Source organism: Paenibacillus sp. NMA1017, from assembly GCF_058895805.1.
The window spans coordinates 1-25,479 of the sequence record NZ_JBZXYR010000015.1; the positions used below are offsets into that span (position 1 = coordinate 1).

A 25,479-nucleotide genomic window follows, 5' to 3' on the forward strand; every position below is an offset into this window, starting at 1 on the left:
TTTTGAAACTGACGAGATAAAAATATCTCTTGTTTGATTTTGCGAACAAAATCGTTTTACTCACTCGTTGTTCAGTTTTCAAAGATCAAACATTCATTTTCCGCTGATTCAGCTCGTCGCTTCATCAACTCTTATATCATATCATGTCCGAACCAACTTTGCAAGCACTTTTTTTTAAATCTTTTTTTACCACTCGCTCGCAATTTGTATTTCTTGGCCGGAATTAGAGTATACCATTCTGTATATTTAAATGCAACCCTTTTTTTAAAGAATTGTTTTTACTATCTTTATTGTTCTAATGACACCCTGTATACTCTGTACTTTTGCCAAATAGCTTAGTTATCCGCATCCAAGAAAGACGCTAGATCCATTCAATGATCTCGAACACGCGTGTTGCTCATTACAACATAAGTGCATATTCTACTTTTTCTTTAATATTGATGATTTGACAAAGAAAGGATGGGTAAAAAAGATAAGGAGCTAGCCACTAACCATGCGATAACAGCTTTGTTTCACGCAACTTTAGGTAATGATTAATTATAGCTGTATAGAGGAGTAGATTTTCTAATGAAGCAACAAAGGCGAACATGGACGAGAATTGTGTTTCTTATCATCTCTTGCTTAATGCTTGTCGTGATCTCTGGATTTGTGTATGAGTGGATTGCATCCAAAAAGGATAAATCACAATACCGACCTCCGGGGGAATTAGTTGATGCCGGGGGCTATCGACTTCATATTCGTAAACTCGGTAACGGCTCTCCGACAATATTGCTTGAATCAGGGAGCGGGGAAAGCAGCCTGTCATGGAGAGATATTCCCGAAAAGCTGTCATCATTCGCCACTGTTGTATCCTATGACCGGGCAGGCTATGCCTGGAGCGAGGAGGCTGCTACTCCACGAACCGGAGAAAACATCGTTCGAGAGCTTCATGTCGCCTTAAAGAACGCAGACATCCAAGCTCCTTATATTCTGGTAGGCCATTCCCTCGGAGGGATGTACTCAAGACTGTACGCGCAGACATACAAAGACGAAGTGGCAGGATTGGTTCTGGTGGACGCCAGGCCTGAGAATGACGCTCGCCGGACAAATGAGATTTATGCCAAGGAAAAACCTAAGGTCAATCCCTCCCCGTTAATATCTATTCTCCTAGAAAAGTCAGGAGCTTTTCGCCTGTTTCCCAATTTTATGCTAACGGGTCGGGTCGAATATCAAGATAGAAAATCTTTTGTGAATATTGTCGCTTCCTCTAAATACTTTCGATCTGTTGCGGAGGAGGGTGATCTGGCGAGCACTACCGAAGATGCCATACGGGGACAGAATCTGGGTAACCTCCCTGTACGTGTAATTGCTCGAGGCATTCAACAAGATTTGACTCAGTTCGGTATTAGTAAACGCGGAAATGATCAGATCGAACAAAGCTGGCAAATGGGACAGCGCGAGATGCTTAACATCTCTACAAACAGCAAATTTATTGTTGCCAAGAAGAGCGAGCATATGATCATCCATGATCAACCGGAGCTTGTCATCCAAGTCATCCGTGAACTCATCACCGACACAAGACACTTTCAGTCAACCATGTCTAAAGCATACACAGATGATTAGGGACTTTATATGTTAAGAACTGCATAAAAAATAAAAGACGCCCGAGATCCTTCTATATAAAGGAATCCGGGCGTCTTTGCTGCCTAACACTTATTATGCTTGATTGAGCTTAGGACAAAATGGGCTTGTTTTTAGATGAGGCCTCTGCAACCTTGCCAATTATCTGTCTCAGCACTTTAGCATTTTCCCCGATATAACCGGAATCAAGCAGCACATCGTGCGTACCGATGACTCCATACTCTTCGTATTGACCAAGCGTTGCCTGTTGCCATAGCAGTTTATCTGATGATGTCACCGGACCAATACTATCGTCCTCTGCAATCAAGGCATGGATATTCGCCTGAACTCCACCTGTGTTAATAAGCTCATTGCGGTAGATGGAGTAAATCAACATTTTGTCTTTGACTCGCGCTCTGTCAGCTGGATCGGCGAGGAATGATTTGTACTGCTCCCCAATGCTGTCCAGCACCGTCTCGACAATCTCCTCAAGCTGCTCCGGTGTCGATTCATCCTTGGACATCTTTCTCATAGCATCCACCATAATAAGGTCGCTGACATGGTGACCTCGGCTTTCCATGGCTTTGGCTACCTCGAAGGCCAGATTTCCTCCGAGTGAGTATCCCAGGAAGACATATGGGCCCTCAGCTTGAATATCCACGATGGCGTCCATATATCGATCCAGCATATCTTGGCCCTGGAAACGATCGCCGATAAATTCCAGCCCGAACACCTCGCAATGTCCTTCTAGCTCCTTGGCCATCTCATAGTACCCCAGAGAGTAGCCTACCCGAGGAGGGAAGCAAAACACTTTAAGCGTTCCTTTCCCTGGGAAGTGGATAATTTCCATTTCCTCTTCATCAGGAGCAGCTGTTGCCCGCAGCTTGGATATTTCATGGGCCATTTGCTCAACAGTCGGAAGATTAAACACGAGTTGGAGTGGAAGCTGCACACCCATGCCGGTTGAGATCTTTTGGATCAATCCCAATACTTTCAGGGAATGGCCCCCAAGCTCGAAGAAATGATCCTTGACCCCGATTTCCTGCACGCCGAGTACCTCGGACCAGATCTGCGCTAGCTCTACTTCTGTCTGCGTACGCGGCGGGATATACTCCGCTGTGCTCCGCAGAAGTACTTCCGGTGCCGGTAGCGCTTTGCGATCCAATTTGCCATTCGGATTCAGAGGCATTTGTGCCAACTGTACGAAAGCAGTCGGAATCATGTAGTTTGGCAGCTCGCTGGCCAGTGCCTCGCGTAATACGGCCGCTGCAAGCCCCTCTTCGGCCACAAAGTATGCACAAAGCTGAGTACTTCCAGTAGAATCAGCCAGTGCAAGAACAACCGCTTCCTGCACAGATGGCACTTTCAACATTTGGGCTTCCACTTCTCCCAGCTCAATGCGGTAACCCCGGATTTTTACCTGGTGATCGATCCGTCCCAAATACTCAATATTCCCGTCCGGCAGCCATCGGGCCAAATCGCCCGTTCGGTAAATCCGTGCTCCCGGTTTGTACGGGTGAGGAATGAACTTCTCTGCCGTCAGGTCCGGCTGGTTGAAATACCCCCGCGCTACCCCTTCGCCTGCAATGCAGAGTTCTCCTGGTACCCCCACAGGTGATACCTGAGAAGCGCTGTCCATCATCCATACTTGGACGTTAGCGTACGGTTTGCCGATTGGCACATGCGTTAAAGCCGCAGTCTCAAGGCTCGTTGTATATCGAGTCGCATATACGGCTGCTTCCGTAGGACCGTAGATATTTTCCAGTACTGCGTGAGGAGATACTTTATAATACTCTTCCACAAGTTTGGCAGGTAGCGTCTCGCCGCAGGCAAACAGGTATTTCAGAGTAAGGAATCCTTGGTTGCCGCTCTCTTTCAAGTATTGAACGAGCACACTGAGCATCGACGGCACCAAATTGAGATGCGTGATACGGTTTGTATCCACGGCCTCTAGCAGCGCCATCGGGTCTTTGTCCACACCTTGCGGCAGGATCACGAGAGTCCCTTGTCCAAAGAACCAACAGAACAGCTCCGGCACGGAGAAGTCAAAGGTGAATGTCGTTTTGAGCAGGAAACGGTCGCCTGCCAACATCGGATATTCAGCTTCCAACTGACTCATCGTATGGACGGCAGAGCGGTGTTCAATCATTACACCTTTCGGCTTACCGGTTGAACCTGACGTGTAAATGATATAAGCCAGATGCTCCGGCCCCGCAATTGGCTCCAGATTGGAGCTATCCGCATGATACGCCTGCGGATCATCAAGTGCCAGGATCGTGCCAGTGAACGGAAAACGATCCTTGAGATGGTTCTTAGTCAGCAGAAGCTTCGCTCCCGAATCCTCCAGCATGTGGTGAATACGATCTTCTGGGAACTCCGGATCAATCGGTACATAGGCGCCGCCAGCTTTTAGAATGGCATGAATACCAATGATCATCTCAAGCGAGCGCTCGACCATGATGCCGACTGGTTGGTCCGGTCCGACCCCTTGGGCACGCAGCGTACGTGCGAGACGGTTCGCCTGCTGATCGAGTTCTCCATAGGTAAGCTTCGTTTCTCCGTAAATAAGTGCTGTACGATCCGGTGTGAGCGCTGCTTTTTCCTCAAATATACCGTGAAGGGTCTGCTCACGCGGATAAGGAGCTGCTGTATCGCCCCACACCTCTATAATCTGCGATTTCTCTTCTGGCGTGATCAACTCTAGTTCATCAATACGGATGGTAGGTTGAACAGCAACGCTTGTCAGAATTCTCGTCAAGTGTCCTTGAATGCGTTCCACGCTCTCCCGATCATAGACGCGGGCATTGTAACGGTACAAGAACTCCAGATTACGACCCGGCAGCACAATGAGGTTAAAATCATAATTCGTCTGTTCAAACATCTGAACATCCGTAATTTTGTATTCAGCCTCTTCACTGGCAATTTTCTCTTCCAGATGCTCTTCTACCGGGTAATTTTCGAACACCATAATATGAGAAATCAAATCTTGCTTTTGTTCGCTCTGTGCTTGAATCTCATAGAGCGGATAGGAATCATAAGCATGTCCTGCCAAATATAATTCCTGCTGTCTTTTCATCACATGGGAGAACGTATCGCTTCCCTCGGCCTGAACCCGAACCGGAACTGTATTAATGAAGAGACCGATCATACTTTCGATACCCGGAATTTCGGCAGGTCTCCCCGATACTACACTTCCGAAGACGATATCCTGGCTTCTATTGTAGCGCTGCAACACGATTCCCCAGGCTGCTTGCATCAATGTATTCATCGTCACCTGATGCTGTTTGGCCACCTGTTCCAGGCGATCGGTCAATTCCGCATCCAACGTGAATACCAGCTTCTCCGACACATAGGCTTCTGCTTTTGCCGATGGCTGTGTGATGGCTTGTGGCAGCTTCGTCTGCTGTTCGTAGCCTTCCAGGTACCCTCTCCAGTAAGACGATGCCTCTTCCTCGCCTTGCTTCTCCAACCATTGAATATACTGGCTGTACGATACAGCTGCAGGAAGCTCAGGCTCCCTTTGCTCACGCAGAACCCCATACGTCTCAAACACTTCCTGGAGCACAAGCGGCATACACCAGCCATCCAAAATGATGTGATGAGAGCTCCACAGCAGATGGTAAGCCCCTTCTGCTGTACGTAGAATAGCAACGCGCAGCAACGCTTCTTCAGCAAGATTAAAGCCTCTTGCTTTGTCCTGAGCAGTATAAGCTGCAAGACGCGCTTGAATTTCATCGGCTTCCAGCTCGTGCAGATCCTCGTATACGAAGTCACACGCTCTTTCTTTGAACACAATCTGAATAGGGAAATCGCCCCACCCGGCATGGAAATTCGTTCTCAATATGGCATGCCGTTTCATCAGATGCTGTAAGCTGCGTTTGAAATCCTCAGGATAGAATACTCCCTGAATTTCAAATTTGGCCTGCTCAAAGTAGACCTCTGAATGAGGCTCCAGCAAGCTGTGGAACAACATTCCTTTTTGCATCGGCGTCAGTTTATACATATTTTCAATACTGCCGATATGCCGTGTCTGCTCTTCTAGCTCCTCAATCTTTTCTAAGCTGATATCTTTGAGGAGTACATCGCTTGGTGTAAGTTCTGTTCTTTCCTTACTTACGCAATGTCCAATGACTTCGCTGAGACGGTTCTTCAGAATGCCAACAAACTTAGCCACGGACTCCCCGTGGAACTGATGACGGTTATAGCTGACCGAAAGTTGAAGCTGTCCTTCGGCAATCAGTCCATTAATGTTCAATGCCTGATGCTGCACCATCTGCTCACTGACCTCAGGCCCTACGGAGTAAGGCGATACTTCCATCGTCCCTCCTGCAAGATCCTGGTCGAACTGCCCCAAGTAGTTGAAGGTGATCTCCGGTTCAGCCGAGAAGGAGGAGACGTCGGAATCGTCTCTTAAATATTTCAAAATACCATAACCGACACCTTTGTTCGGAATACGACGCAAGCCTTCCTTGACATGCTTGATTCTGGCGCCGATCTCCAATTCCCCTTTCATCTCAAGGGCGACTGGGTATTGACTTGTAAACCAGCCTATTGTGCGAGTGATATCCAGTTCCGGCACAACAGGCTCCCGCCCATGTCCCTCCAGAAGGATGCCTACACGTTCGATTCCCGTCCACTCGTGAACAGCCATACCCAGAGCCGTCAGGAGCAGATCGTTAACCTCCGTATTGTAGGTGCGGTTCGCTTCTTTCAGGAACTGCTCTGTCTCTTCTGGTGACCATCTCACCGTGACAGCCTCGATGTCTTTGATGAGAAGAGCGCCGTCTACCTTGTCTTTGGAAAGAGGGACAAAGCCATCTCCTTCTACCTCTGCCCAATAGCTGCGTTCTTGTTCAGCCACCGGGCTGTTTGCAAATTGTGTGATTCCCTCAACCCATGCACGGTACGAATCCGTCTTCTGCGGAAGCTTGACTGCTTCTCCACGTGCTGCCTGCTCGTAGCCTTCCTGAAGATCCTCAAAGAGAATACGCCAGGATACGCCATCCACAGCCAGATGATGAATAACGATCAACAGATGTTCGCCGTCCGCGCAGCGGAACAGACCCAGTCTAAAGAGAGGTCCATCCTCCAGAGAGATGCTGCGCTGAATGGCTTCCGCACCTGCTTCTATTGCTGAAGCCGGGTCTGTCTCATCCCGCAGATCGTGGATCTGGAGGCTATAGAGCTCACCCTCACCTACGCTCCGGTTCCAGGCCTCCAATCCCTGCTCTCCTTGGCGGAACACCAGTCGTAAAGCATCATGATGCTCTGCAATTTTCCGAACAACCTCGGCGAGCGCATCAGTATTGAATCCATCCCGTCGGTACAACATGACCGACTGATTAAAGTGATGCAGATCCATCGACTGTTCATCGAAAAATCTGTGCTGAGCAGGTCCCAGTCTTACCGCTCCGTGCACCTCGCTTTGGTCCGCAATTCGGCTGACCACCCTAACGCGCTGTGCCAGCTCTGCAATTGTCGGATAACCGAATAAATCCTTCATTTCAAGCTTATAGCCTGCTTGGAGAAGCCTTGAAGATACTTGAATGGATTTGATTGAGTCACCTCCAAGCTCAAAGAAATTATCATGTATGCCGACAAGCGGCACGCCGAGTACACCTTGCCAGATCGAAGCCAAAATGTTCTCCACATCCGTCCGCGGAGCGGTAAAGTCTGCTCCCGCCTTTATACCCGAGTTCGGTTCAGGCAGTGCCTTGCGATCCAGCTTACCATTCGGTGTCAGAGGCATCACGTCCAGTTGGACGAAGTAAGACGGAATCATATATGCAGGCAGTCCGGCAGACAGTTCGTTCCTCAGCTCGCTGACAGACATTTCGCGATCAGCTACGAAGTAAGCACACAGCGATTTCTGCCCATGAGCATCTGCCCACGCAACAACGAGAGCTTCCTCGACAAGTGGCATATCCAGCAGCTTGGCCTCAATCTCACCAAGCTCAATACGATAGCCCCGTATTTTAACTTGATGGTCAATGCGTCCAATGTACTCAATGTCTCCATTAGGAAGGCGACGAGCCAAATCCCCGGTGCGATACATATTTCCTTCCGCAGCGAACGGATTTCTAATGAATTTATCTGCGGTAAGCTCAGGACGGTTCAGATATCCACGGGCTACTCCGTCCCCGGCGATGTACATTTCGCCCTCCACACCTAACGGTACGAGACGAAGCTGATCATCCAGGATATGGATGTATATATTATCTGCTGGCAATCCAATCGGTACAGATTCACGCGTATCCTTCGTAGGATTGTACAGGTGAATCATGCAGCCGACGACCGTTTCAGTTGGACCATATTCATTGTAGATTTTGATGCTGCTGCCAAAGAGATCTGTGATGGTTTTCGATAAATGTGTGGTCAGATTCTCTCCACCCACAATGAGCTGCTGAATGCGACTTTCTGTCGGGATGGTCATATCTTTAATCAGACTGAGATGAGTCGGCGTCAGCTTGAGAATATCGACCGCATTTTCGCGTAAAATATGCTGAACGACCTCTGCTTTATCTATACCATCATAAATCCGTACTATTCCTCCGTTTATTAACGGAGTAAACATTGATGTCATCGTCAAGTCAAACGAAATAGATGAGTAAAGCGGGAAATCCGTTGGCTCCCCGGCACAATAGACCTTATTGGCCCACCAGATGTAGTTCACAATCCCTTTATGGTTAATCATGGTTCCTTTCGGATTTCCTGTTGTACCTGAGGTATAGATTAAATACACCAAATCGTTTCCTCTCACAGGAATATTAGGATTATCCACCCCAGTTCCGTAGATGTGCGGAGAATCCAATTCCATAACCATTCCCTCAAAGGAAGCTAGCTTCGTCAGGTGGCTCTGTGTGAGCAGAATCTCAGCGCCAGAGTCCTTCAGAATATACTGAATCCGCTCCTGCGGATATTCAGGATCAATAGGTACATAGGCTCCGCCCGCTTTGAGTACGCCCATGATAGCGACAAGCAGCTCTACAGACCGATCTGCCAACAGACCTACCACTTGTTCACTCCGTAGTCCTTGGTCTATCAAGGTGGAAGCTAGTCTGTTCGCCTGCTCGTTCAGCTCCCGATACGTGATCTGAGTGTCCCCATTTACAGCCGCAATCTTATCCGGCGTACGGACAACCTGTTCTTCAAACAAGGTATGCAAACCCTGATCACTTGGATAGGTATGGGCCTTGCCGCCCCAGTCAAGCAGGTTCATCCGTTCCTCAGATGTTACAATCTCCAGTTCCTGTATCGTCGCCTGCGGACGAGCAGCCACCTGATCGAGCATTTGCAACAAGTGTCCTCCGATTCGCGCAATGCTTTCTTGCTCGTAGACCGAAGCATTATAGCGAATGCAGACCTTAATGTCCTCGCCTGGAATCACAACCAGGTTAAAGTCATAGTTGGTTTGCTCAAACATGGTGAAGTTGGCGACTTCGAGATTGTCCTCCGTTTGATTACCGGATTGCTCCACCTGCTCGTCGAGCGGGTAATTTTCAAAGATCATAATATGAGAAATCAGGTCCTGCTTTTGGGTTGTTTTCCCCTGAATCTCATACAGTGGATAGGTGTCGTAGGCACGACCAGCCAACGAATGTGCCTGTGTACGTTCCATTACCTCGACGAAGGCCTCGTCTTTGGATGACTGTACACGGATAGGTACTGTATTAATAAACAGACCCACCATATTCTCGATCCCTGCAATCTCAGCAGGTCTACCCGACACAACGCCGCCGAAAACCACATCCGAGCTGGCATTATAACGTTGAAGAATCAGTCCCCAGGCTGTCTGCATGAGTGTATTGACGGTTACGTGATTGCGCTTCGCGACAACATCCATTTTACCGGTCAGAGATGCACCCAGATGGAGAACATGCTCTTTCAGAACATAGCCCGCTTCTTTGGCTTGAGATTTCGTTTTACCTTCCGGCAATACGGTATTCCCGTCATAATCTTCGAGATATTGGCTCCAATATGTTGAAGCTTCTTGATCATCCTGTGCATCAAGCCACTCGATATAACGGCTATAGGGCTGAGCTGGCGTCAGGACAGGCTGTACTTGCTGTTTCTTGGCAGAATAATAATCGAACAGCTCCTGTGTAATGATCGGGATACACCAGCCATCCATGACAATATGGTGGAAGCTCCACAATACAAGACAGCTTTGATCCTTCTGCAAGACGGTCACTCGCATCAGCGGATCTTCTGACAAGCTGAACCCCTTAACCATATCCTCAGCAATATAAGCCTTGATTCGGGCTTCTTGTTCCTGCGTAGATGCGTCGCGCAAATCTACGTAGTGCAGAGGGATTAACCGTTGCTTAAAGACAACTTGCAGCGGTACATCCGCGATATTGTTGTAAAAGCCGGTACGTAGTATGGCATGTCGTTGCACCAAAGCCTGGAAGCTCTCGAAGAAGATATCTACATCGAAGCTGCCATGCAGCTCAAACGTCGCCTGTTCGAAGTATGAAGAGGAGTCCGGCTCCATCAGGCTGTGAAACAGCATTCCCTTCTGCATTGGCGTCAGCTTGTACACATCCTCAATCTCTCCGATGTGAGCCGTCTGCGCCGTGAGTCGATCAAGCTGCTCCAATGTTAATCCTTGGAACAGAACATCACTTGGTGTAAGCTGTGAACGCTCCTGAGCCACACAATGACGGATGACCTCACTAAGGCTTGACTGTAATAACTCAGCAAAATGACTCACCGTCTCGTTACGATACTGCCTGTTGCTGTACGTAATCGTCAGTGATAGCTGGCCTTCGGCAATCATGCCATTCACATCCAGAGCATATTGCTGAGGTGTGAGATCACTGAGCGCCTTACCAACTGAATGTGTGGATAGGCTAAGGGCATTACCCTCCAAATCCTGATCAAACTGCCCAAGATAATTGAAGGAAATTTCCGGCTCCACGCCGAATCCGACACTTTTCTCCGGTGCCATATACTTCAGCAGACCGTAGCCGATGCCTTTATGCGGAACCTCTCGCAAATTCTCCTTGATGCGCTTGATGCGCGCAGATACTTCCTGTCTGCCTTGCAGGTTCAGCAGAACCGGATACTGGGTTGTGAACCAACCCACGGTACGGGTAATATCCAGGTCCGGTACGATCATTTCCCGTCCATGCCCTTCAAGATTGACCAAAATCTGCTCCATGCCTGTCCAGCGCTGAATGGCTGCCCCCAGAGCAGTCAAGAGCAAGTCATTCGTCTCCGTATGATACGCCCGGTTCGCTTGTCGCAACAGCAGGTCTGTTTCCTGCGCAGACCACGTTACCGTAACCGATTCAGTATCCCGAATGGTGCCCGGCTTCTGATCCTCATCCTTCGGCAGTGGGGCCAAAATCGCCTCCTCGATCAGCTGCCAGTATGCACGCTCCTTGTCCAGAGCAGGCCCTGCCGCATACTTCGTCGCTTGCTCAGACCATACAAGATACGAATCGGTCTTTTGTGGAAGGACGATTGCTTGTCCATTTAATGCCTGCTCGTACCCTGCTGCAATGTCCTCAAACAGGATGCGCCAGGATACGCCGTCAACCAAAAGGTGATGAATGACAATCAACAAATGATCACCATCGTCACAATGGAACAGACCTAACTTGAACAATGGGCCACCTTCCAAGTCAAAGCTTGCCTGGATGACATCGGCTTGAGCTTGAACCGCAGCTGTTTGGTCTTCCACCTGCCGCATATCGGCAATGTCCAATGTGTAGAGCTCGCCTTCGTCCGTTCCCCGGTTCCAAGCTGCGTATCCAGCTTCTGTAGGCCGGAAAACCATGCGCAGCGCGTCATGATGGATTGCAATTTGGTCCATTGTCAACCGGAGTGCAGCCTCATCAAAGCCGTCTTTCCGATAGAGCATGACGGCATGATTATAATGGTGCGGCTCCGCTGTATGGCGCTCAAAGAACCAGCGCTGAATTGGCATTAACTCTGCTGCACCTTTTATTTCGCCCTGCTCTGCTGTACGTCCGGCTGCTTGAAGATACGGGCTTAGCTCGGCAATTGTCGGATATTTAAAGAGATCCTTCATCTCTAATTTATATCCGGCTTGGAACAATCTCGAGGACACTTGGATCGCCTTGATGGAGTCACCACCCAGGTCGAAGAAATGATCATGGATGCCGACCTGCTGCGCTCCCAGCACACCTTGCCATACGGAAGCCAAAGCTTCCTCAGCCTTCGTCCTTGGCGGTTCATAAACCGCTCCAGTCTGCACATTGGCCTCCGGAGCCGGAAGCGCTTTGCGATCCAACTTGCCATTTGGCGTCAAAGGCATCTGTTCCAATTGCATAAAGTAAGATGGAATCATATAAGCAGGCAGTTCAGCAGCCAAGGCTTTTCTCAACTCGCCTACCGTCAGCATCTGATCAGCAGTGAAATAGCCTACAAGCACTTTTTGTCCACTTCCATCCTCCCGGGCGAGCACAACGGCCTCCCTTACAGACGGAGCATGGAGCAGCTTCGCTTCCACTTCGCCCAGCTCGATACGGTAACCACGGATTTTAACCTGATGGTCGATCCGTCCCAAATATTCCATGCTGCCATCCGGCAACCAGCGTGCCAAGTCACCCGAGCGATACATGCGCTCGCCCGCTTCAAACGGATGAGCGACAAACTTCTCTTCCGTCAATTCCGGTCGGTTCAGATAGCCTCGCGCCAGGCCTACGCCCGCCACATAGAGTTCACCCGGAATGCCAATCGGCTGTGGACGGCGTTGTTCATCCAAAATGTACGCTCGCAGCGTCGGAATCGTGGTGCCGATATTACTGCGGCCCTGTTCGATTTCCAACTCTGTAATTTCCTTGTATGTTACATGCACAGTCGTTTCGGTAATGCCGTACATATTAATGAGCTGCACTTGCGGATACTTCGTTCTCCAGTCTTTGAGCAGGGCCGGGCTTAATGCCTCCCCACCGAAGATAATCATACGGAGGCTCAGCTCTGCCGCCTGATGACCGAGCTCTTCCTGTAGCAACTGGTAGAAGTACGTCGGTGTCTGGTTCAAAACGGTGACCTTCTGATCCTTAAGCAGTTGCAAGAAACGATCCGGACTCTTCGCGGTAAGCGATGGAACGATGACCAACCGGCCTCCGTTCAGCAAGGCCCCGTACATTTCCCATACAGAGAAGTCAAAACAGAATGAATGGAACAGTGTCCATGTATCCTGAGGACCAAAGTCAAACATATTTTTATCATTAAAGAGCAAGCGAACTACATTTTTATGCTCGATCAACGTTCCCTTTGGCTTGCCTGTCGTACCCGATGTGTAGATGACGTAGGCAAGATGCTCCGGTCCGGCTGCAGGCTGCAGGTTTGAGACATCCTCATTGTAGGAAGCCACTTTGTCCAGACTTACGATGTCCCCGGCGAAGGAGACACGTTGCTCCAGATGCGCTTGTGTCAGCAGTAGCTTGGCTCCCGAGTCCTCAAGCATAAAGCGAATGCGGTCCTCTGGATATTCAGGGTCTACAGGGACATAGGCCCCGCCTGCCTTCAAGATGGCTAAAATCCCGACCACCATTTCAAGGGAACGATCCGCCATGATTCCAGCCAAACCGTCTGGTTGCAAACCACGTTCCCTCAGCGTTCTGGCAAGTCCATTGGCCCGCTCGTTCAGCTCGCTGTAGGACAGGGCTGCATCTTCACATACGACTGCCACTGCATTCGGAGTACGTGCAGCCTGTTCCTCGAACAGCGCATGGATCGTCTTGTCACGAGGATAATCTGCCTTGGCTTCGTCCGGCGCTTTCATCAGCTTTGATTTTTCCTGAGGCGTCACGATATCAAGAGATGACAACGGCAGTGCCGGATTGGCGAGGGCTTCCCGAATAAGCTGTACAAAGTGGCCTGCCATCCGCTCAGCAGTCTCTTGCTTGTAGATCGCAGTCGCGTACTCAAGCGTGCAGTTCAATGCCTCGTCTGCTTCACTCACGGTCAGCGTAAGATCAAACTTGGCAGCCGGATGTACATTATCGTAAGGAGTGAAGCGCAATCCTTCTATTTCTTGTTCTCCCTGCTCGATATTTTGCAGGACAAACATGGTATCAAATAGTGGGTTACGGCTCAAATCACGCTGAAGCTCCAGCTTTTCTACCAGCTCCTCGAACGGGTAATCCTGGTTTTCATAGGCCCGCAGCGCTGTTTCCTTCACTTCCTGCAGATAAGCCTCGAAAGGCTTCTCTCCTTCTGGATAAGTACGAAGTGCCACTGTGCCGACGAACATACCGATGAGGCCTTCGAGTGTCGCATGGGATCTTCCTGCCACAGGTGAACCGACAATGACATCTTCCTGACCTGTGTACTTATGCAAGAGCACTGTATAGGCTGCCAGCAGTACCATGAACAGAGTGGAACCCGTTCGGGTAGCCAGCTCCTGAAGTGAAGCACTCAGAGAAGAATCAATTTGGAAGTCGATTCGATCGCCCGCAAAGCTTCGCACCGCAGGACGAACTTCATCTCCTGGCAAATCCAGCACTGGCAAGCTTCCGCGGAAAGCATCCAGCCAGTAAGCTTCCTGGGCCTTAAGACGCTCGCTTCCGAGCTGCTCTTGCTGCCATACAGCATAGTCTGTGTACTGGATCTGTAGCTCAGGAAATACGTCCTCCTCTCGGTAGAAGCGAAGAAACTCTTCTATGAGAATATTCATAGAAACCCCATCTGAGACAATATGATGCATGTCAAACAATAGTAAATGGCGCTCATGTGCAATTCGAATGAGGCCGACCCGCAGCAATGGAGCTACACCCAGATCGAAAGGACGGACAAACTGCTGAAGCGTAGCTCCTGCCTCTTCCTCGCTCAACTCCGCATATTCCACAGTAAACGGAACATCCGTCAAGAGCTGCTGTACAGGTTCACCGTTCACGGTCACAAAACGAGTACGCAGCGAACCATGACGATGAATCAGACGACGGAATGCCTGCTCCAGCCGTTCCCGATCCAAAGCTCCCTCAACCGTAAGGATACCCGGCATATTGTAGCTCAGCTCTCCACCTTCCAGCTGACTTAGAATAAACAGTCGTTTTTGAGCCGAGGACAATGGGTAATGCTCTCTCGCTCCCGCTGTAGGAATTTCTTCGAAATTCAGCGGTGTATAGCCCTCAATGGCACGAGCCAATCCTTCAATAGTAGGAGACTCGAACACTGCTCTCAGACTAATCTCACGATTCATTTCCTTGCGAATTCGTGAGACTAGCAGGGCTGCACGCAGTGAATGACCTCCAAAATGGAAGAAATTATCCTTCACTCCCGCGCTCTCTACACCCAGCACCTCTTGCCAGATTTCGGCTAATTGGATTTCTACAGGTGTCCTTGGAGCCTCAGATGAAGCCGCTGCCCATCCACGCTCGCCCTGCAGCGCTTTTCGATCGATTTTTCCGTTCGACGTTAGAGGCATATCGTCCAATTGTATGAAGCGGGAAGGGATCATATATCCAGGTAACATCTCCGACAGGACGGCCCGAAGCTCGGATACCTCAAGTTTCTGAGCAGCTACGAAATAAGCGACTAGATCTTTGTAGCCGTCTTCGCCCTCTACAGCCATGGCCACGACTTCCTGAACGGACGGCACTCTGAGCATTTGTGCTTCTACCTCGCCCAGCTCGATACGGTAGCCGCGAATTTTGACTTGGTGATCTATTCGGCCTAAGTACTCGATGGTTCCATTCGGTAACCAGCGAACCAGGTCACCCGTCCGATACATACGCTCTCCTGGAGCAAACGGATTGTCCACGAACTTCTCATCCATTAACTCAGGCCGGTTATGATACCCCCGTGCTAATCCGATACTCGAAATGCATAGCTCTCCAGCTACACCGACAGGTTGCAATCTAAAATGGTCATCCAAGATGTACACACTATGGTTAGCAATAGGTCGTCCAATAGATACAATATCCGTTGCTTCCTCACTGTCCGGGACAGACCAGATTGTGGTGCATACGGAATCCTCCGTTGGGCCATAGCCATTAGAGTAACGTACATGCTTCCTCCACTCCTCAATCAACTCGACCGATGCAGCCGATCCAGCGGTTAGCAGGCACCGTAGTGTTGGCAAACGCTCTGGATCAAGGTGGATAGCGTAAGCGGGTGGTAAAGTCGCTACCGTAATTCCCTTATCGTTCATGAACTGCTCGAACAGGGCATGATCTAAAATATCTTGTGTAGAAGGGATGCACAGAACACCCCCGTGGCTCAGGGCCGTTAAAATTTCCGAAACCGATGCATCAAACGACAGGCTTGCAAACTGAACGATCCGATCCTGCGGTGTAACTTCGAAGTGTGCCCCATATACGTCCGAAAGATTGGGTAGTCCCCGATGCTCGACTAATACTCCCTTAGGCTGGCCCGTCGTACCTGAAGTGTAGATCACGTAAGCCAGATCATCCGGGCCAGCAGTATCCTCCAAATTCGAGGTGTCGGCATCATAGGTCGATGATTCATCCAGCAGCAAAGCATTTTCCGTCCATCCGAGATGCTCCAAGAGATGGGCCTGTGTAAGGATCAGCTTCGCCCCGGAATCTTCAAGCATGTAACTGATTCGTTCTTTCGGATACTCTGGATCGATTGGTACATAGGCACCCCCGGCTTTCATAATGCCGTAGATTCCAACGATCATTTCGAGCGACCGTTCAGCAATCAGTCCCACCAGATCTCCCGTCTTGATTCCCTGAGTACGGAGCCTTCTCGCCAGTCCATTGGCTTTTGCATTGAGCTCGGCATAGGTCAGACTCTCGTCCTCGAACCAAATAGCAGTCGCAGCCGGCGTTCGTCCCGCCTGTTCCTCCAACAGCCCATGGAACGTGTTACAGTACTCGTAAATGCCTGTTGTATTTCCCCATACGCTCAGAATCTGTTCTCTCTCCTGCGGCGTGACTAATTCTAGAGCATCCACGGAAATAGCAGGATTCTCTACAACTTGTTCCATAAGGTGAACCAGATGGCCCTTGATTTGCTCAATTGTCACTGGGTCATAAACAAGTGCATTGTACTGGAACAGCAATCTCATCTCTTCGCCAGGGAGGACAATTAAATTAAAATCGTAATTCGTTTGCTCAAGGAGCTCCGCCTCTTCAATCTCAAAGGCAGCCTCGCCACCCCCCAGACGCTCTACCTCCTCCTCCACAGGATAGTTCTCGAACACCATAATATGTGAGATTAGATCCTGCTTCTGATCCGTCTGAGCCTGGATCTCAAACAGCGGATAGGTGTCATACATATGAGAAGCCATATATTGTTCCTGCTGCTGCTTCATCAGAACGGTGAAGGGGAGATTCTCCTCTGTCTTCACACGAACGGGAATCGTATTGATGAACAAACCGATCATCCGATCAATGCCCGGAATTTCTGCTGGTCTGCCTGATACTACACTTCCGTATACGACATCCCTGCTACCGTTATAGCGTTGAAGCGCAATGCCCCAGAGGGACTGCAGCAATATATTCATCGTGACATGAGCATCCCTGGCCACCTTTTCAAGGCGCTCAGTCAATTCCCTGCTGAGAGGATAATTCAGCTTTTCTGCTACATAGACTTCTCCCCTACTTGCTCCACCGACTTGAGGTAAAAGCGTCTGCTGCTCGTAACCGGCCAGATATCGGCTCCAATAGTTGGACGCGGCTGCTTCATCCTGCTGTTCCAGCCATTCGATATATCGACTGTACGGATGAACCTCTGCCAGCTGCGGCTCTCTTCCTTCCAGAAGAGCAAAATAGTGTTCAAATACCTCCTGCGTAATTAACGGAACACACCAGCCATCCATGACGATATGGTGAAAGCTCCATAAGAGACGGAAGCTCTCTTCATCTGTTTGTAAAATGGATACACGGAGAAGCTCGTCTTCAGCCAGGTTGAAGCCCAGTGCTTTGTCCTTAGCACCAAATGTCTTCAGGTAAGCTTCGCGCTGCGATTCATTCATCTCGCGCAGGTCTTCGTACACCAATTTAGCGCCTCTGTGCCGAAAAACAACCTGCAAAGGCTCGCTGCCCCATCCGCTGTAAAAGTTCGTACGCAGGATGGCATGACGCTCCACCACTGCATCCAGACTGTGTCCGAAGGCGGTCGGATCAAAGCTACCCTTAAAGTCAAAGGCAGCCTGCTCAAAATAAGCACCTGTATGCGGCTCAAACATATCATGGAACAGCATGCCCTTCTGCATCGGTGTCAGACTATATACATTCTCAATATCGCCAATGTGGCTGGTTTGCTTAGAAAGCTCCTCCAGATCGGCAATGCTTAAACCCTTCGCAAGTACGTCGCTCGGCGTCAATACGGTTTTTTCTTGGGTTACGCAATGCTGGAGAAGCTCCCGCAGGCTTTCTTCAATATATCCAGCGAGCTGTTCCATCGTAGATGACTTATACTGCTTTCCGTTATAAGTCATCGTTAGAGTCAGGGCTCCGTCTGTCACCATGCCATTGATATCTAGCGTATAGGCCGGTTTCTCCAACAAGCTTTGGGCGCATCCGGTCGGATAAGGAGAGATCTGCAACGAGCCTCCTTGCAAATCCTGATCAAATTGCCCCAGATAGTTAAAAGAAATCTCAGGTTGCAAGCTGAAGCTGTCTTCATCCAACTGACTTGCCATCGTTTTGAGCAACCCGTAGCCAATACCTTTATTCGGAATTCGGCGCAGCCCCTCTTTCACAGACTTGATCAAGGAGGCCACTTCCGAGGCATCCCCCAAGTCTAAAATCACCGGATATTGACTTGTAAACCAGCCGACGGTACGGGTGATGTCGATATTCGGTATAATCGGCTCACGACCGTGTCCTTCCAGATTCACAGCAACCTTTCCGATGCCAGACCATTTGGATACCGCCATGCCCAGAGCAGTCAATAGCAGATCATTTGTCTCTGTTTGATAAGCACGGTGGGCTTTTCTCAACAATTGGTCGGTTTCTTCTATAGTCCATTGTGCTGTTACTACTTTGCTATCCTGTAAAAGGAGGCTTTCCACAGCCTCATCCTTCGGCAACTGTTCGAGTGGCTGATCCTTCAGCTCTCTCCAATACGCCCGATGAGTCTCCATTTCAGGACCTTCCGAATAACGAGCAAGGGCGTCTCCCCAGTCACGGAAGGAATCCGTCTTTTGCGGGAATGTCAGCGCTTGTCCTTGAATCACCTGCTCATAGCCTGCTGCAATATCCTCGAACAAAATCCGCCAGGATACTCCGTCCACCACCAAATGATGGATCACGATCAGAAGGTGGTCTCCATCCTGACAATGGAAAAGTCCTAACTTCAGCAGCGGGCCTTCTGCCAGATGGATACTGCGCTGAATGTCATCCGACAACGATGTAATGGCTGCAGTCGGATCAGATTCATTTCGTAAATCAGCGGTGAACAGGCTATAAAGCTCTCCTTCTTCAAGATCACGATTCCAAGCTTCGTAGCCATGCTCTGTCTGACGGAAAACCATACGAAGGGCGTCATGATGCTCAGCAAGTTTTCTCAGCACCTGATGCAAGGCCTTTTCCTCAAATCCCTGTTCACGATACAGCATAACCGCTTGATTGAAGTGATGAGGCTCTGCCTGCTTCCGTCCAAAGAACCACTGTTGGACTGGAGTCAAGCGAGTCGCTCCACGCACAACTCCCTGTTCAGCCATATGCACAGCCGTTTGTATTTCCGCGCCTAGCTCGGCAATGGTTGGCGATTTGAACAGCTGCTTCATCTCTAACCGATAGCCAGCCTGTAGTAGCCGTGATGACACCTGAATGGCCTTGATGGAGTCTCCGCCCAATTCAAAGAAATTGTCATGGATACCCACCTGTTCGGCACCCAGCACCCCTTGCCAGACAGATGCCAAAGCTTCTTCAGCCGGTGTACGAGGAGCTGTATACTTCCGTCCTGTATGCGCGCCTACTTGAGGGGCTGGCAGAGACCTACGGTCCACTTTTCCGTTTGACGTTAATGGCATACGATCCAGCTGCACAAAATAGGACGGGATCATATAACTCGGAAGCACCTGCGATAGGGAAAGACGTACTTCGCCTGCCGTGAGCGTACGATCCGCCACATAATAAGCGCAAAGCTGCTTCTCTCCAAGCTCATCCGCGCGAACGACCACTACGGCGTCGATTACTGACTCCACCTTGGCCAGTTGGGCCTCGATTTCTGGGAGTTCGATGCGGTAACCGCGTATTTTGACCTGCTCATCAATTCTTCCCTTAAATTCCAGATTTCCATCTGGAAGCCAGCGTACGAGGTCACCCGTTCGGTAGCAGGGTTCTCCGTCCTTCACGGGACTAGGGACAAACTTTTCTGCTGTGAGATCGGGACGATTGAGATATCCGCGCGCTACACCTTCTCCGCCGACAATCAATTCCCCCCAAGCACCAATGGGTTGTAATTGAAGCGATCCATTGACTACATAAGCGGTCGAATTACGAATCGGGCGACCAATCGGCACCACGCCTTCGGCACGACCCGGAATCTTGTAGGTGGTTGAGAATGTAGTATTTTCTGTCGGGCCATAGCAATTGATAGGGACAAGATCAGGATTAGCCTCGATCACACGGTTCATATGAGATAGGGACAGTACGTCACCGCCGACAAACAATGTTTTTAGCCCTCTGAACAGGTACTCATCCTGCAGGGAAAGCTGATTGAAAAGCGGTGAAGTAAGCCACAATGTCGTAATCCCGTACTTGGCAATAGCCGCTTTGAGCCTATCAGCAATCAGAATGTCGTCATTCTCTACGAAATAGAGCTGTCCACCGTTAAGCAACGCCCCCCATATTTCGAATGTAGAAGCATCAAAGGCCACGGCTCCTGTTTGCAAAATTCGTGTGGATTCATTCAGCTCCACATAGTTGGTCTCTTTGACCAGACGGACCACGTTCCGGTGTTCAACCATAACGCCCTTTGGCCTACCGGTAGTACCCGATGTATAGATGACATAAGCAAGCCCCTGTGATCCCTGAACAATCTCCAGCTGGGCAGGTTCAGCAGCATAAGCCTCTTCACTGCTGAGATCGACAATCGGTATACCGTAGTCTACACTTATAAGCTCGCGCTTTTGCACCAATAATAGCTTGGCGTCGGAATCATCAAGCATATAACGAACCCGATCTTCCGGGTAATCAGGATCGATCGGCACATAGGCTCCACCTGCCTGAAGCACCGCGAGCATACCAATGACCATCTCGATGCTTCGTCCGCCCATTACGGCCACAGGCTGCTCCCTCAACGTTCCCAAACGACGCAGTGTTTGGGCCAGTCGGCTCGCCTTGTCTTCCAATTCAAGGTACGTTAGCTGGACATCGCCGAATACAAGCGCCGTCTGCTCCGGTGTACGCTTGACTTGTTCTGCGAACAGCTCATGAATGGTCTTGTCCCTTGGATAAGGAGCCGATGTCGCGTTAAATACTTCAACGATCTGTACTTTCTCCTCCGGTGTGATCATTTCTATCTCGGCCAGTTGCAACTGGGGATTGGCCGCGACTGCGTGCAGAACCCGGAGCAAGTGCGTTGCAAGTCGCTCTACACTTTCACGCCGATATAAAGCCGTACTATACTCGAGGCCAAAGGCTAATTTTGATCCCTTCTCCTCTACATTGAGGGACAGGTCAAATTTGGCTGTGACGGTGTCCATCAAGTAAGGAGTAAAGTGCACTCCGTCCATTTCCTGCTCTTCCTGCTCGGTATTTTGTAATACCAATAGGGTGTCAAAGAGCGGATTGCGGCTGACATCACGTCCTACGCCCAGCTTTTCGACCAATTTTTCAAAAGGGTAATCCTGAAAGGTTTTATCTCCTGCCGGGTAGCTGCGCAAGGCCAGTGTGTTGACAAACATCCCGATGATGCCCTCAAGCTCAGCCTGCGGTCTTCCAGCCACTGGAGAACCTACGACGATGTCCTCCTGTCCTGTATATTTGTGCAGTAGTACCGAATAAGCGGCCAGTAATACCATGTACAGTGTAGTACCTGTACGGGATGCAAGCTCTTGTATCGCCTTATTGCCAGACTCATCCAATGTAAAATCAATTCGGCTACCCTCAAAGCTCCGAACCGAAGGTCGTTGGAAGTCTGTAGGCAAATCCAATACCGGCAACTCTCCTTCAAAGGATTGCAGCCAATAATTCTCAAGATCTTGCCATTGGTTCTCTGACTGTTCCCGTTGCCATACGGCATAATCCTTGTACTGGATGTGCAGCTCTGGTAGCTGTTCTCCTTGATACAAATGAGTAAGTTCCTCTATCAATATTTGAATAGAAACCCCATCTGAAATGATGTGATGCATATCAAACAGCAACAGATGACGCTCCTCCTGGAGCTTCACCAAGCTAACACGCAGTAATGGAGCCTGGCTCAGATCAAAGGCACGAATAAAGCTGTGAATGAGCGTATCCGTCTCCTCCACAGAAGCCTCTGTGTAGTTCAACGCAAACGGCACATTCCTATGTACACGCTGAACAAGCTCTCCATCCTGCATATAAAAGCCGGTTCTCAGAGATTCATGACGCTGGATCAGTGCCTGGAACGCAGACTCCAGCCGCGTGCGATCCAACGGTCCATCCACCGTGAAGACCCCTGGCATATTGTAGCTGAGCTCTCCCCCATCCATCTGTCTCAGCACGTATAACCGCTTTTGCGCTGAGGACACTGGGTAAGCTTCGCTTTCCGCCGCCTGTGGGATGGATTCGTACATGGTTGGAATATGTTTTTTCACAAGTTGCGCCAAGGATTCGACCGTAGGTGACTGAAATACCTCACGTAGCGAAATGCTACATCCCAGCTCTTTGTGAATCCGTGAAACGAGCACTGTTGCCCGCAAAGAGTGACCCCCAATTTCAAAGAAATTATCCCTGACACCAACGCGGGTAACGCCCAAGATATCTTGCCAGATGAGTACCATCTGAGCTTCCACAGCAGTTCTCGGAGCCAAATAAGCCTCGCCGGATTGTACGCTGCTTTCAGGAGCCGGCAACGCACGGCGATCCAGTTTGCCATTTGGCGTAAGCGGCATTTGCTCCAGCCGGACAAAATAAGAAGGAATCATGTAAGCGGGGAGTTCCGCCGCCAGCTGAGACCGCAATTCCCCCGGCGAAAGGTCACTGGAGGCTACATAGTAGGCGCACAGCAATTTTTGGCCCTGTTCGTCTTCCCGTGCGAGGACAATCGTTTCCCGTACGTTCGGAGCCTTGAGAATTTGGGCTTCTACCTCACCAAGCTCAATTCGGTAGCCGCGAATTTTGACCTGATGGTCGATCCGCCCCAAATATTCAATATTGCCATCAGGCAACCAACGAGCAAGATCCCCCGTTCGGTACAGCCGCTCTCCCGCCCGATACGGATGTTCAACGAATTTCTCAGACGTCAAATCCGGCCGATTCAAATACCCACGGGCAAGACCATCCCCCGCAATGTATAGCTCTCCCGGAACCCCAACAGGCTGCAGGCGTCTTTGCTCATCGAGAATGTAAGCGCTAAGTGTGGGAATCGTTCTGCCAATATTGCTTTTCCCCGCTTCAATCTCATGTTCCGTGATTTCCTTGTAGGTGACGTGGACCGTTGTTTCCGTAATTCCGTACATATTAATCAGCTGCACATCAGGATACTTGACCCGCCAGTTTCTCAGAAGAGACGGACTTAAAGCCTCTCCACCAAAAATGATTTTTCTAAGGCTAAGCTCTGTTGAAGAGTGCGTCAGCTCTTCCTGTAGCACCTGATAAAAATACGTTGGCGTCTGATTTAAAATGGTGACTTGGTTATCTTTCAACAACTCCAGGAAAGCTGCTGGGCTTTTGGCTGTGAGAGATGGAACAATCACCAATTTCCCTCCGTAAAGAAGCGCTCCGTACATCTCCCAAACGGAGAAATCGAAGCAGAACGAATGGAATAGCGTCCACGTATCCTGAGAGGTGAAATCAAATAAATTTTTATCGTTAAAGAGCAGTCGAACTACATTTTTGTGCTCAATTAGCGTGCCCTTCGGCTTGCCGGTTGTACCCGACGTGTAGATGACATAGGCCAGATGGTTGGGTCCCGAAATGCTCTCCAGATTGGAGGCATCTCCTGTATACGTTGCAGAATCGTCCAGGCTCACAAGCTTTCCGTCAAACGTGGTGCTCTCCCATAGATGACTTTGGGTGAGCAACAGACGGACACCTGAATCCTCCAGCATATAATGGATACGTTCTTCGGGATAATCAGGGTCAATCGGTACATAGGCGCCACCTGCTTTCAAAATGGCCAACATCCCGATGACCATCTCCAAGGAACGGTCAGCCATAATCCCTACGAGCGTATCTGCTCCTACTCTCTCAGAACGCAAATATCTCGCAAGCTGGTTAGCCTGCTCGTTTAGAGCTAGGTATGTAATGCTCTGCTCGTCCATCTGAACGGCTACGTGATCTGGCGTGCGCTCGGCTTGTTCTTCGAATAAGCCATGGATGGTCTTCTCACGTGGATAATCGACTGCATCACCTTCCGAAAGAGCCAAAATGGATTGCTCTTCGGGTTCACCCAATAGGTTTACCTCTGCGATAGAAAGCTGAGGTGAATGAATGATCTGTTCGGCGATCGTAAGCAACTGGGAAACCATGTCCTTAACTTCACTGCGTTCAAACAGCTCCGTCCGATAATCGACATCCAGTACCAGTTCGCCTTCATCCAGGATCTCCACAATATGAAGCACGAAATCGTTCACTTCGTCCCCGCAGAAATCATAATCCGTCAAAATACGCACATCATCCAAATCAACCCAATTGATAAGGCGATATTCCATTGAAACGCCAAAAAGCCGCTGAATATCCTTGTTACCATGCATTTCTCTAAGATCCTGAATTAACTGATTGTATGGATACTTCTGATGCCGCAGGACCGACATCTGATCTCTGGCTACATCCTGCAGGAAACTCAACACATCCATATCCTTTTTAACATATGTTCTGGCAGCAGCGGTGCTGACGAACATACCTATCTTTTGCTTCTCTTTTTTGTTCCCCCGGTTAGCGAACGAAGTTCCAATCACCACATCCGGCTGATTCGTCATTTTGTGTATGTAGATATACATCGCACCCATGAAGAACTGGAACAAAGAAATCCTGTTCTGTTGGCAAAATGATTGCAGCTCGTGATATAGCACTTCTGGTACGGTAAAATGCTCCCGAACGGCGTGGGTGCTTAAAGATAACGGATTATATGACTTCCAACCCGTAAGCTCAGGCAAATCAGAAAATTGATCCAGCCAGTATGCCTTATCCTTTTGGTATCTGTCAGAAAGTTCGTATGCATGCTCATCTGCAATATATTGAATATACGAGCAATCGTCGCCCAACTTCGGTTCATTTCCTTGAATTAACTCCATGTAAAACGTTGTCAGCTGATTGCCATAGACCACCATTGATATTCCGTCAGAAATAATATGGTGCATCTTGATATTTATCCAATACTCTTCCTCGCTAATCTTCACAATTAAAAACTGGAATAGCTCAGAATCCAGCAGGCGCAAGGGTTTGCTTTTGTGTTGCTCAAGTAAGGCTTCCACCTCAGATGCACTTTCATAGTGGGTAAGATCCAGGCACTCCAACTGTCTCTCCTCATAAGGAACGACGTACTGCTGAGGTACTCCGTCCACTGAGGTAATACGAATGCGGAACGCATCATACTGTTTGATAATCAAATTAATGGACTGCATGAAGGCAGCGATATGGATATGCCCCTTCATCTTAGCTGTACCGGAAAGCTGTGACACTGACGTATCTGGGTAGAGTAATTCGGTATACCATATACGCTTCTGCGCATTTGTTAAATCATATAACTGCATGTCATTCATCTCATTCACTCCTATTCCATGATGTGAATATCCTCCCGCTGCACCTGGCAGTCAGGAGGACAAAAGGACAGTTCAACGTGCGCTTCCACCCC

Annotated in this window: 2 protein-coding genes; one reads left to right on the forward strand and one right to left on the reverse strand. The window is 49.5% G+C overall.

Annotation, left to right across the window (positions count from 1 at the left end; translation table 11 throughout):
• Positions 1 to 567 precede the first annotated feature (567 nt).
• On the forward strand, positions 568 to 1,602 hold the full coding sequence (locus tag AC5ELV_RS23940; protein WP_493432171.1) for an alpha/beta hydrolase: 1,035 nt from the start codon (positions 568 to 570) through the stop codon (positions 1,600 to 1,602).
• Between the two features lie 109 nt (positions 1,603 to 1,711).
• On the opposite strand, the gene AC5ELV_RS23945 is transcribed toward AC5ELV_RS23940, so the two are convergent.
• Complete coding sequence (locus tag AC5ELV_RS23945; protein WP_493432172.1) at positions 1,712 to 25,387, reverse strand: non-ribosomal peptide synthase/polyketide synthase; 23,676 nt, start codon at positions 25,385 to 25,387, stop codon at positions 1,712 to 1,714.
• Positions 25,388 to 25,479 lie beyond the last annotated feature (92 nt).

Coding starts and splice junctions, on each gene's coding strand:
- AC5ELV_RS23940 (WP_493432171.1), top strand. CDS start 568: ATGAAGCAACAAAGGCGAACATGGACGAGAATTGTGTTTCTTATCATC.
- AC5ELV_RS23945 (WP_493432172.1), bottom strand. CDS start 25,387: ATGAATGACATGCAGTTATATGATTTAACAAATGCGCAGAAGCGTATA.